This window comes from Geodermatophilus telluris, assembly GCF_900102745.1.
Taxonomy (GTDB): domain Bacteria; phylum Actinomycetota; class Actinomycetes; order Mycobacteriales; family Geodermatophilaceae; genus Geodermatophilus; species Geodermatophilus telluris.
Window position 1 is genome coordinate 335,761 of sequence record NZ_FMZF01000003.1, and the last position, 12,298, is coordinate 348,058.

The 12,298-nt window shown below is 77.7% G+C and carries 7 protein-coding genes; 4 read left to right on the plus strand and 3 right to left on the minus strand.

Annotated features, from left to right (window positions below):
• Positions 1 to 2 precede the first annotated feature (2 nt).
• Positions 3 to 2,060: a hydantoinase/oxoprolinase family protein gene (locus BLQ97_RS12135; RefSeq protein WP_091366115.1), complete on the minus strand. Its 2,058-nt coding sequence runs from the start codon at positions 2,058 to 2,060 to the stop codon at positions 3 to 5.
• A complete protein-coding gene (locus tag BLQ97_RS12140) occupies positions 2,057 to 2,749 on the minus strand; it encodes a GntR family transcriptional regulator (protein WP_091366116.1) in 693 nt (230 codons plus the stop codon). The genes BLQ97_RS12135 and BLQ97_RS12140 overlap by 4 nt, the downstream gene beginning before the upstream one ends.
• Before the next feature lie 179 nt (positions 2,750 to 2,928).
• Between BLQ97_RS12140 and BLQ97_RS12145 the strand changes: the two genes are divergently transcribed.
• Positions 2,929 to 3,813 carry an isocitrate lyase/PEP mutase family protein gene (locus tag BLQ97_RS12145; RefSeq protein WP_091366117.1) on the plus strand — a complete coding sequence of 295 codons (885 nt, stop codon included), beginning with the start codon at positions 2,929 to 2,931 and terminating at the stop codon, positions 3,811 to 3,813.
• 111 nt (positions 3,814 to 3,924) lie between these two features.
• Here the strand turns inward: BLQ97_RS12145 and BLQ97_RS24230 are convergent, their stop codons facing one another.
• Positions 3,925 to 4,230, minus strand: a complete 306-nt coding sequence (locus BLQ97_RS24230) for an excalibur calcium-binding domain-containing protein (protein ID WP_281181409.1) — start codon at positions 4,228 to 4,230, stop codon at positions 3,925 to 3,927.
• Here BLQ97_RS24230 and BLQ97_RS23920 point away from each other — a divergent pair.
• The 3 genes from BLQ97_RS23920 to ilvA all read left to right on the plus strand — a co-directional run bounded on the left by BLQ97_RS23920 (position 4,112) and on the right by ilvA (position 12,296).
• Positions 4,112 to 4,501, plus strand: a complete 390-nt coding sequence (locus BLQ97_RS23920) for a hypothetical protein (RefSeq protein WP_245692109.1) — start codon at positions 4,112 to 4,114, stop codon at positions 4,499 to 4,501. The genes BLQ97_RS24230 and BLQ97_RS23920 overlap by 119 nt on opposite strands.
• A gap of 288 nt (positions 4,502 to 4,789) precedes the next feature.
• Positions 4,790 to 10,801, plus strand: a complete 6,012-nt coding sequence (locus tag BLQ97_RS12155) for a DUF3320 domain-containing protein (RefSeq protein WP_245692110.1) — start codon at positions 4,790 to 4,792, stop codon at positions 10,799 to 10,801.
• A 205-nt stretch (positions 10,802 to 11,006) separates the two neighbouring features.
• Positions 11,007 to 12,296, plus strand: coding sequence for a threonine ammonia-lyase IlvA (gene ilvA / locus BLQ97_RS12160; protein ID WP_245692111.1), 1,290 nt, complete (start codon positions 11,007 to 11,009; stop codon positions 12,294 to 12,296).
• Positions 12,297 to 12,298: the final 2 nt, after the last annotated feature.

Consider the following 12,298-nt stretch of genomic DNA (forward strand, 5'->3'; position numbering starts at 1 on the left):
GGTCACGCCTCCGGGGTGATCAGGAGCGAGCCCGAGGCGTGCACGGTGGCCGCGTGCCCGGGCAGGACGAGGGTCGTGGAGTCCATCTCGGTGACGATCGCCGGACCGCGCACCACGTCGCCGGCCCGCAGCCGCGCCCGGTCGTAGACCGACGCCGTCACCTGCTCGCCGCCGACGTGCACCAGCGCCTCGGTGACCAGGGCGCCCGCCGGGTCGCCGTCGCCCTCCTCGAGCCGGACCGGGGCGACGTCGGGGCGCGGGCCGGTGACCGTGGCGCGGGCGTTGACCAGCTCGTGGTCGACGTCGAGCAGGAAGGAGAACAGCCGGTCGTGCTCGGCGTCGAACGCCCTCCCCAGCTCGGCGAGGGAGTCGCCGCCGTCGAGCCAGGCCGGGTCCACCTCGACCGGGATCTCGAAGCCCTGCCCGTGGTAGCGGACGTCGACCTGGAAGCCGACCGTCTGGTCCTCGCGCGCCAGGCCCTGGGCGGCCAGCCGGGCGGCCGCCTCGTCGGCCAGCTCGCGCAGGATCTGGCCGAGCTCGCCGTCGGTGAGCTGGCCGAAGCGGCGCAGCACCGTGCGGGCGGACTCGTCGCGCCGGCTGGTGGTGGCGTCGCCGAGCGCGCACAGCACCCCGGGCGAGGGCGGGACGATCACCGGCCAGGCGCCGGTGAGCTTCCCGAGCGCGTTGGCGTGCAGCGGGCCGGCGCCGCCGAAGGCGACCAGCGCGAAGTCGCGCGGGTCGAAGCCCTGCTGCACCGAGACCAGCCGCAGCCCGCCGAGCATGTTCTCGTTGACGATGTCGACGATGCCGGCGGCCGCGGCCTCCGGGGAGTCCAGCCCCATCGCCTCGGCGACCTTGCTCACCGAGGCCCGCGCCGCCTCGGCGTCGAGGGTGATCTCCCCGCCGGCCAGCGCCGAGGGCAGGTAGCCGAGGACGACGTTGGCGTCGGTGACCGTGGGCTCGACCCCGCCCTTGCCGTAGGCGGCCGGGCCCGGGTCGGCGCCGGCCGACTGCGGGCCGACCCGCAGCGCGCGGGTCAGCTCGGGCACGTGCGCGATCGACCCGCCGCCGGCGCCCACGGTGCGCACGTCGACGCTGGAGGCCCGCACGGTGAGGTCGCCGACCTTCGTCTCCCGGCCGATCCGCGGCGAGAGGTCGCGCACCAACGCGACGTCGGTGGAGGTGCCACCCATGTCGAAGGTGATCAGGTCGCGGTGGCCGCACTGCTCGGCCACCCACACGGCGCCGGTCACCCCGCCGGCCGGGCCGGACAGCAGCATCGTCACCGGGGCGGCGACCGCGGCGTCGGCCGACTGCAGGCCGCCGTCGCTGCGCAGGATCGACAGCTCGCCGGCCACCCCGCCCTCGCGCAGCCCCGCCGACAGGTGCCGCACGTACTTCTCCACCTGCGGCTGCACGTAGCCGTTGGCGACGGTGGTGAGGGTCCGCTCGTACTCGCGCAGCTCCGGCAGCACGTCCGACGACAGCGACACCGGGACGCCGGGCAGCACCTCGGCGGCCAGCTCCCGAATGCGGCGCTCGTGGCCGGCGTCGGCGAAGGAGTTGACCAGGCTGACCGCCAGCGCCTGCACCCCGCGCCCCGCGAGCCGGCCGAGCTGGGCGCGCACGTCGTCCTCGTCGAGGGGGCGCACGACCGAGCCGTCGCTGGCGACCCGCCCCTCGACCTCCACGGTGTCCTCGAGGTCGGCCAGCGGCTCGGGTTTGGGCCAGATGATCCAGCCGGCCAGCCCGCCGGGGACGAAGGAGCGGGCGATCTGCAGCACCTGCCGGAAGCCGCGGGTGGTGACCAGCCCGACGCGGGCGCCCTTGCCCTCGAGGATCGCGTTGGTGGCCACCGTGGTGCCGTGCAGCACCTGCGCCACCTCGGCCATCGCGATGCCGGCGTCGGCGCAGACCTCCTCGATGCCGCGCAGCACCCCGACCGCCTGGTCGGCCGGCGTGGAGGCCGTCTTCGCGCGCCACGTCGCGCCGCTGTCCTCGTCGACGAGCAGGACGTCGGTGAAGGTGCCCCCCACGTCGACTCCGAGCCGGTAGCTCATGCGGTCTCCTCTTCCGGGGTCGCGGTGGCGGTGGTCTGCAGCCGGGCCGCCCGCACCATCACGGCCCGGGCGTTGGCGATGTGCGAGGTCATGACGGCGCGGGCCCAGTCGGGGTCGCCGGCGCGCAGGGCCGCGACGATCTCGGCGTGGTGGCCGAGGCTGCGGCGCAGCGACTCCTCGTCGTAGGTGAGGAAGTTGCGCCGCACGATCGGCGGGTGGATCGCGGCGGCCAGCGCGGCGGCCAGCGCCGGGTGCCCGGCGAGGGCGACCAGCCGGTCGTGGAAGGCCCGGTTGAGCGGCACCAGCGCGTCGAGGTCCTGGTCCGGGCCGGGCGCGCCGACCTCCTGCATCCGCCGGGCCAGCGCGTCGAGCTCGTCGACGTCGGCGGGGCGGGCGTTCGGGACGGCGAGCGCGGTGAGCCGCGGCTCGAGCACCGCGCGCAGGTCGAACACGCCCTCGAGCTCGGCCACCGTCCAGGTGGCCACCCGGGCGCCGCGGTTGGGCACGACCTGCACCAGCCCCTCGGCGGCCAGCCGCGACAGCGCCTCGCGCACCGGGGTGCGGCTCACGCCCAGCCGGTCGGCGAGCTCCACCTCGCCGAGCCGTGCCCCGGGGGCGAGCTGCCCGCCCATGATCATCTCGCGCAGGGCGGACAGCGCCCGTTCCGCGGACGTCAGGGGACGTGTCACCGGTCACACCTCCGGAGAAGTTGCATGCAAGGTAGGGCCGCACCCCGGCCCGCACAAGGCCGAGTCGGAGAACTCCGGAGTTCCGTTCCGACCGTTGCCGTGCACGTCAGAGCCGGTGCACACTGCCCCTGACCCGCGACCGCCCCGCACCGGGGCCTGTATGCAACCGAGGGGGCACCGTGGGGGATCTGCTGGGGGCCGGACGGGCCCCGCGGGCGCGGCTGCGCGAGCTGCTCGCCGGCCCGGTCCCGCTGGTCGCGCCCGGCGCCTACGACGCGCTGTCGGCCCGGCTGGTGGAGCAGGCCGGCTTCGACGCCGTCTACATGACCGGCTTCGGGACGACGGCCTCGCTGATCGGCCGCCCCGACGTCGGGCTGCTGTCGGGCGCGGAGATGGTCGACAACGCCCGCCGGATCGCCGCCGCCGTCGACGTCCCGGTCATCGCCGACGCCGACACCGGCTACGGCAACGCGCTCAACGTCGTCCGCACGGTGCAGCTCTACGAGCAGGCCGGGGTGGCCGGCATCCAGCTCGAGGACCAGGTGATGCCCAAGAAGTGCGGGCACATGAGCGGCAAGGCGCTGATCGGCACCGACGAGATGGCCGGCAAGGTGCGGGCGGCCGCGGCCGCCCGGCGCGACCCCGACCTGGTGCTGATCGCGCGCACCGACGCGGTCGCCGTCAGCGGGGTGGACGACGCGCTGGCGCGGGCCCGGGCCTACGCCGACGCCGGTGCCGACCTGCTCTTCGTCGAGGCGCCGACCACGGAGGCCGACGTCGAGCGGGTGGCCCGCGAGCTGGCCGGGGTGGCGCCGCTGGTCTTCAACTGGGCCGAGGGCGGACGCACTCCCCCGCTGTCGCTGCAGCGGATGACCGAGCTGGGCTTCGCGCTGGTCATCTACCCGATCGGCACGCTGCTGGCGGCGACCGCCGGCATGCGGGCGCTGCTCGACGGACTGCGCACCGAGGGGGTGCCGCCGCTGGACGGGCTGCCGACCTTCGGCCAGTTCACCGACCTCGTCGGCCTGCCCGAGGTGACCGACCTGGAGCAGCGCTTCCGCTGATCGCCGGCGGCCGTCGCGCCCGTCCTCCCCTCCCGTCGGCGCACCTACGCGGCCGCACCGGCCAGTGCACCGCGGCGGGCGCTCTCCGGTGAGGGGGCGGTGTCCTGCTCGCTACTCGCAGCCGATGCCGTCGTCGTCCCGGTCGAAGGCGTCGCGGAAGCCGGGGTCGCCGGGGTGGATGGGCGCGGCACCGTGCGCGCGCACGTCGTCACAGTTGGCGTAGTAGACGCCGGATGCGGCAGGAGCGGGGGCGGGCGCCGGGGCAGGAGCGGGCGCCGGGGCAGGAGCGGGCGCCGGCGTGGGAGCCGGGCGCGGCGCGGGAGTGCTCGATCCCGGCGGAGTCGACGGCACGACGACGGCCGGCGCAGAGCTGACCGGCGCCGGGGTGGTCGGGACCGCGGCGCTGGTCTGCGGCACGACCAGGGCGGCGGCCGCGGAGGGCACAGCCGTCGAACGGGGGGCGGACGTCGGCGACGGAGCGGTGGCGCTGCTGGCTGCCGGTTCGGTGGCCGTGGGGGCGTTCGTCGCGCCGCCGATCCCGATGCCGATGAGCAGGCTGGCAACGGCGACGACAGGCGTCCGCCGCCAGAACGGCTGCCGTGGCGGCGTGCTGTCGGGCTGCGGCATGAGCGCGGTGTGGGCCATCGGACGTCTCCCCGTGGTGCCGGCGTGGACCGTCGCACCGTAGGAGCGCAGGCACGCCGCTCCGCTCCCTCGCGCTGGCGAAACGCCGCGGTCCTCCCTCCTGCCACACCCGTTCCAGGTCGGCGACCTCGTGGGGACAGCAATCGTGGGCCGCGACCCGCGGGAGCGCCTCGGCAGTGTGGGCTCCCCGACAACGTCTCGGCTCTCCCGTCACACCCGCACCAGACTCGTCCGGGGATGACCGGACCGGTCCGTCCGGGCCGGTAGACAGGACGCCATGGGCACTCCGGACGGCCGGCCGCATCCGCACGACGGGGCTGCCCGGGCGACCGTGGCGATCACGGCCACCACCACGCCGGTGCTGTCGGCGGCCCTCGCCGCGAGCGGGGTGCCCGTGGTGTCCCGGCTGGCCCTCACCGCCCACGGCGGCCCGCTGACCGGCGCCACCGTCCGGCTGGGCGTGCGCGACACCGAGGGTCCCCTGGGCACCCCCGTCGAGCTGACCGTCGACCTCGAGGCCGGCCGGACGACGGTGCTCAGCGACCTCGGCCTGGTGCTCGACCCCGCCCCGCTGCAGCAGGTCGGCCAGCAGCGCCCCGGCTCGGTCGAGGTCGACGTGACCGTGGCCGGCGCCGACGTCGGCGGCACCGCGCTGCCGGTGCAGGTGCTGGCCGCCGACCAGTGGCTGGCCGCTCCCGTGCCGCTGGCGCTGGAGCTGCTCGCCGCGCACGTGCAGCCGCAGCACCCCGCCGTGACCGCGCTGCTCGCCGAGGCGACCGCGCTCCTCGACACGGGCACCGACGACGCCGGCGTGGCCGGCTACGCCGCCGGCCCCGAGCGGGTCGACCGGGTCGTGGCCGCGGTGGCCACGGCGCTGCGCACCCGCGGCGTCCGCGCCGGCGAGGCGCCCGCCGGGTGGGCCGAGCACGCGCAGCGGGTGCGCACGCCCGGCGAGGTCCTCGACGGCCGCGCCGGCAGCTGCCTGGACGTCGTCGTGACGCTGGCCGCCGCGCTGGAGGCCGCCGGCGTCCGCCCGCTGCTGTGGGTCGCCGACCGGCACGCCGTCCTGGGCTACTGGCGCGAGGAGCGCAGCGCCGAGAGCGCCGCCACCACCGACGCCGCCCCGCTGGTGGACCTGGTCGGCCGCGGCCTGGTCCGGCTGGTGGAGCCCACGCTGCTGACCACCGGTGCGGATGCGGGGACGGACGGCGGTGCGGAGGACGGCACGGACGGCGAGCGGCTGCACCGGGCCGCCGAGGCGTGGCTGACCGGGGCGTCCGACCGGCTGCTCGGCGTCACCGACGTGCACCGCGCCCGGCGCGACGGCATCCTGCCGCTGCCCGTGCGCACCCGCGGCTCCGACGGCTCGCTGCAGGTGGTCGAGTACCGCCCGGCCGCGCCCGGTCCCGCCCGGTCGCCCGGCCGGCACGCCGCCCCCGCGCCCGGCAGCCGCCCCGGCGTCCCGCCGCGCGTGGAGCAGTGGAAGACCGCGCTGCTCGACCTGAGCCTGCGCAACCGGCTGATCAACCACAGCCCGGGCGCCGGCCTGCCGCTGACCGTCCCCGGCGCCTACCTCGCCACCCTGGCCGGCCTGCTCACGGGCGGGTCGGCGGTCGGCCTGCTGCCCGCCGACCGGCTCTCCGACGAGCAGCGCGGGCGCGGCCTGCAGTCGGCCCGCGAGCTGCCGGTCGGCGAGCTGGCCGAGGCGCTGCTCGAGCACGGCGCGGTGCACGCCGACGTCTCCGAGGGCGGCTACCTGCCGCGGCTGCGCTCCCTGGCGCACCGGGCGCGCACCGTCGCCGAGGAGACCGGCGCCAACGACCTGCACCTGGCCCTGGGCAGCCTGGTCTGGGAGGTCGACGGCCGGCCGCTGCGCTCCCCGCTGGTGCTGCTGCCGGTGGAGCTCGCCCCCGCCGGCTCCTCCCCCGACGGCGCGGAGAGCTACCGGCTGTCGGCCGACGAGAGCGCCGGCGCCAGCCCGAACCGGTGCCTGCTGGAGAAGCTGCGGCAGGAGCACGGCCTGGAGCTGCCGGGCCTGGCCGCCGACGCCGAGGCGGTCGACGTCGACCGCGTACTGGGCACGCTGCGCCAGGCGCTGGCCGACGCCGGGCTGCCCTTCCACGTCGAGGCCACCGCCGACCTCGCCGTCCTCTCCTTCGCCGGGTACCGGCTCTGGCGCGACCTCGACGAGCACTGGGCGGAGCTGGCGGCCAACCCGCTGGTCGAGCACCTGGTGCACGCGCCGCACCAGCCCTTCGTCGACCCCGTCCCGGCGCCGCCCGTGCCGGCCGACCTCGACGAGCTCGCCGCCGCCTGCCCGGTCCCGGCCGACGCCGCGCAGCTGCGGGCCGTGGCCGAGGGGCTGGCCGGCCGCACCCTGGTGCTCGAGGGGCCGCCGGGGACGGGCAAGTCGCAGACCATCACCAACCTGCTCGCCCGCGCGGTCGCCGAGGGCAGGCGGGTGCTGTTCGTCGCCGAGAAGCGGGCCGCGCTCGAGGTGGTCGCCCGCCGGCTGGAGGCGGTCGGCCTGGGCCCGTTCACCCTCGACCTGCACGACCGCGGCGCCCGCGCCACCGACGTGCGCGCCCGCGTGCGCGCGGCGCTGGAGCACGCGGTCGCCGTCGACGAGCCGGGCCTGGCCGCCGACGGCGAGGACCTCCGCGCCGCCCGCCGCACGCTGGCCCGCTACGCCGACCGGCTGCACGCGCCCAACGCCGCCGGGCTGTCCTACCACTCGGCGCGGACGACGCGGCTGGCCGTCGGCGACGACGTGCCGCAGCTCCCCGTGCCGCCGACCTTCGCCGCCGCCGCGCCCGCCGGGACGCTGGCCGCCGTGCGCCGCGCGCTGGCCCTGCTGCCCGACGTCGCCGACCTGGCCCGGCCCTCGCCCCGGCACCCGTGGGCGTTCGTCGACTCCGCCCGGGTCGACCTGGCCGCCGCGCACGCCGCCGCGCTCGAGGTGGACGCCGCGGTGCGCGGGCTGCCGACCGAGGAGCACCTGGCGCGGGCGCTGCGCGAGGTGCGCACCCCCGCCGACCTCGTCGCCCTGGCCCACCTGCTGGCCGGTCCGGGCGTGAGTCTCGACGTGCTCGACGAGGTGCCCACGCAGCGGTGGACGACGGCGACCGGCGCCGTGCTCGCCGACCTGGCCGCGTTCACCGCCACGGTGCACCCCGGCCTGGAGCTGGCCACGCCCGAGGCGCTGGAGCTGCCGCTGGCCGAGCTGTACGTGCAGGCGCAGACCGCGCAGGCCGCCCGCTGGTGGACCCGCCGGCAGGGGCTGCGGGCCGTGCGCGCCCAGCTCGCCCCCGTGCTGCGGCCCGGGGTGCAGCTGCGGCTGCGCGAGGTCCCGGAGCTGACCGCCGCGCTGTGGCGGGTGCAGCAGGCCGGGGCGGCCCTGGTGGCGCGGGCCGCCGTCATCCCGGGCCTGTCCGTGCCGGCCGGCTGGAACCCGCTGGCCGACCCGACGCTGCTCGACGGGCAGGTGGGCTGGCTGCAGCGGGCCGGCGCCGCCGTCGACAGCGCCCGCCCGTTCGCCGTGGCGCTGCGCCGCTACCTCGTCGCCGGGCCCGGCCCAGACGCCGCCGCGGCCGCCGCGGTGACCCGGCTGCGCCGGGCGCTGACCGCCCTGCTTCGGGCGTGCGGCAGCACGCCGGCCGCGCTCGCCGGGTGGTGCGGGGACGACGGGGTGCTGCTGCGCTGGGCGATGACCCGTCCCGAGCGCGGCCTGGACCACCCGGGCCTGATCTCGCTGCGCCGGTGGGCGGAGTTCCTCGACACCGTCGAGCCGCTGCGCGCCGCGGGCCTGACCGAGGCGCGCGACGCCCTGGTCTCCGGTCGGCTGCCCGCCGAGGACGCCCCGCGCGCCTTCGAGGCGGGGCTGGCCGCGGTGTCGGGTGCCGAGCGGCGCGCCGCGACCGGCCTGGACGCCTTCGACGAGGACGCGCACGACCGGGCCGTCACCCGCTTCACCGCCGCCTCGCGCGCCGTCCGCCGGCACCTGACCGCCGCGCTGCCGGCCGCGGCGCTGGCCGCCCGCCGGCTCGACGACGACCGGCTCGCCGCGCTGCAGCGCGAGCTGACCCGCTCGCGCCGCGGTCCGGGCGTGCGCGGCCTGCTCGCCGAGCACGGCGACCTGGTCACCGCGCTGCTGCCGTGCGTGCTGGTCAGCCCCGACTCGGTGGCCCGCTTCTTCCCCCCGCGGGCCGGCCAGTTCGACCTCGTGGTGTTCGACGAGGCCTCCCAGATCCGGGTGGCCGCGGCCGTCGGCGCGCTGGGCCGGGCGCGGTCCGCGGTCGTCGTCGGCGACAGCCAGCAGCTGCCGCCGACGTCGTTCGCCGAGTCGGCGGCGGCCCGCGACGACGACCCCGCCGGCCTGCCGGGCACCGCCGCCGAGGACGAGGAGTCGATCCTCACCGAGTGCGTGCAGGCGGGGGTGCCCCGGCACTGGCTGTCGTGGCACTACCGCAGCCAGGACGAGTCGCTCATCGCGTTCAGCAACGCCCACTACTACGAGGGCCGGCTGGCGTCGTTCCCGGCGCCGGCGCACGGCCGGTCCTCCCCGGGCGCCTCCTCCGCCGACGTCGACGTCGACGGCCGCGGCCTGTCGCTGGTGCGGGTGGAGGGCACCTTCCACCGCTCGGGCGCCGGCCGGCTGCTGCGCACCAACCCGATGGAGGCCAAGGCCGTCGTCGCCGAGATCCGCCGCCGCTTCGCCGCCTCACCCGACGCGGTGCCCTCGATCGGCGTGGTGACCTTCAACGCCCAGCAGCGGGCCTACGTCGAGTCGCTGCTGCGCGACACCGGTGACGAGCGGCTCGTCGCCGCGCTCGACCGCACCGACGGCGAGGGCCTGTTCGTCAAGAACCTGGAGAACGTGCAGGGTGACGAGCGCGACGTCGTGCTGTTCTCCACCGGCTTCAGCCCCGACGAGCGCGGTGTGCTGCCGCTGAACTTCGGCCCGCTCAACCGGGTGGGCGGCGAGCGCCGGCTCAACGTGGCGATCACCCGCGCGCGCCGGCAGGTCGTCGTCTTCACCTCGTTCGACCCGTCGGCGCTGCGCGCGGAGCAGACCTCGTCGGTGGGCATCAAGCACCTGCGGGCCTGGCTGGACCTGGCCGCGCTCGGGCCCGACGCGCTGCCCCGCGCCGCCCGCCGGGTGGGGCTGCTCGACCGGCACCGCGAGGAGGTCGCCGCGGCGCTGCGCTCGCGCGGGCTGGTCGTGCGCACCGACGTCGGGCTGTCCGGCTTCCGCGTCGACCTGTCGGTGGCCCGCCCCGAGGCCCCGGACACCCCGGTGGCGGCCGTGCTGCTCGACGGCCCGGAGTGGGCGCGGCGGGGCACGGTCGGCGACCGCGACGGCCTGCCCGTCGAGGTGCTCGGCGGCCTCCTCGGCTGGCCGCTGGTCGAGCGGGTGTGGCTGCCGTCCTGGCTGCGCGACCGCGAGGAGGTGCTCGACCGGCTGGTCGAGGCCGTCGCGGCGGTGCCCGCGCCGGCCGCGCCACGACCCGCTGCGCCGGTGCAGCTGGCCAGCGTCCCGGCCGCACCGGCACCGGTGCCCGGCGCCGCCGGTCCCTCGGCGCCGCGGGCGCTGCACACCGTGGTGACCGGTGCGCTCGCCGCGCTGCCCGGCCCGGCCGCGGTCGACGCCGAGCCCGCCGGCGAGCCGGTGCCCGTCACGCTCACCGTGGTCCCCGACCTGGTCGAGCCCGAGCCGGCCGCCGAGACCCCGCCTGCCGAGACCCCGCCGGCTCCGGCGCCGGCCCGGGCCCGCCGTCCCGCCGCGGCGTCGCTCGACGGCGAGCTGGCGTTCCGCCCGTGGTCGCCCCGGCCGGCCGGCGACCGCAAGGCCCTCGACGGGCTCGCCGACGCGCGCACCGCCCGGCTGGTGCGCCGGGTGCTGCTGGCCGGCGTCAAGGCCGAGGGCCCGGTGCACCGCGATCGGCTCACCCGGCTCGCGGCCGGCGCGTTCGGCCTCTCGCGGGTCGGCGAGGCCCGCCGCGACGCGCTGCTGGCCCTGCTGCCGGAAGGGACCGTCGACGGCGAGTTCGTCTGGCCCGAGGCGCTGGACCGGGGCGGCTGGACCGCGTTCCGCCGGCAGGCCGCGAGCACCGAGCGCCCGCTGGAGCACGTCGCGCCGGAGGAGGTGGGCAACGCGATGGTGGCGCTGTGCCGGGCCGCGGACGGCGGGCTGCCCGTCGACCAGCTGTTCCTGCGCACCGCCGAGGTCTTCGGGTACCGCCGCCGCACCCCGTCGCTGACCCCCCAGCTGGGCGACGCCCTCGACCGGCTCACCGCGGCCGGCCGGCTGACCGTGCACGACGACGGCCGCGTCACCGCCTGACCCCCTCCCCGCGCCCGTTCGTGCTCTGCCCACAGGAGCGGGGCAGAGCACGAAGGAGGGACCGACCCCTCCCGCCGGCACGGTCGTGCTCTGCCCACGGGGGCGGGGCAGAGCACGACCCGGCGCCGGACACCTCCCCGGCTCCGTCGTGCTCTGCACACGGGTGTGGTCAGAGCACGACCCGGCCGGCGGGAGGATGGTCGCTGTGAGCAGCACCGCGACGGGCCCCGACCTCGCCCGCTTCCCCGCCGACGTGCGCGACGCCGTCGGCCGGCTCGCCGGCATCGCCGAGCGCACGCCGCTGCAGCGCAACCAGCGGCTCAGCGACCTCACCGGCGCCGACGTCTGGCTCAAGCGCGAGGACCTGCAGGTCGGCCGCTCCTACAAGGTCCGCGGCGCCTACAACACGATCAGCCGCCTCGACGGCGCCGCCCGGGCCGCCGGGGTCGTCTGCGCCAGCGCCGGCAACCACGGCCAGGGCGTCGCCCACGCCTGTCGCTCGCTCGGCGTCCGCGGGGCGGTCTTCGTGCCGGGCACCACGCCGCGGCAGAAGCGGGCCCGCATCCAGGCGCTCGGCGGCGACGCGGTCGAGCTCGTGGTCACCGGCGACACCTACGACGACGCCGCGGCCGCCGCAGCCGCGCGCGCCGGCAGCAGCGGCGCCACGCTGGTGCCCGCGTTCGACGCCTGGCCGGTGGTGGTCGGGCAGGCCACCGTGGCCGTGGAGGTGCTCGAGCAGCTGGGCCGCGCGCCCGACGTGGTGGTGCTCCCGCTCGGCGGTGGCGGGTTGCTGGCCGGCTGCGGCACCTGGCTGCGGCAGGCGAGCCCGGACACCCGGCTGGTCGGCGTCGAGCCGGCGGGCGCGGCGAGCATGGCCGCGGCCCTGGCGGCCGGCGGGCCGGTGGAGCTGCCCGCGATCGACACCTTCGTCGACGGCGCCGCGGTCCGCCGGGCCGGTGCGGTCACCTACCCGCTGGTGCGCGACTGCGGCGCCGAGCTGGTCGCCGTCCCCGAGGGGCAGGTCTGCACCGAGATGCTCGAGCTGTACCAGGTCGACGGCGTCATCGCCGAGCCGGCCGGCGCCCTGGCCACCGCGGCGCTCACCGGCGGCACCGTGCGCGTCGAGCCCGGCCAGACCGTCGTCTGCCTGCTCTCGGGCGGCAACAACGACGTCAGCCGGTACGCGGAGGTCGTCGAGCGGTCCCTGGTGCACCAGGGCCTCAAGCACTACTTCCTCGTCGAGTTCCCGCAGGAGCCCGGGGCGCTGCGCCGCTTCCTCGACGACGTCCTCGGCCCCGACGACGACATCGTGCTGTTCGAGTACGTCAAGCGGGACAACCGCGAGACCGGCGCCGCGCTCACCGGCATCGAGCTGGGCGACGCCGCCGACCTGCCGGTGCTGCTGCAGCGCACCGCGGCCAGCCCGCTGCGCATCCAGCACCTCGACCCCGGGTCGCCGGCCTACCGCTACCTGGTGCGCGGCGGCGCCGGCTGAGC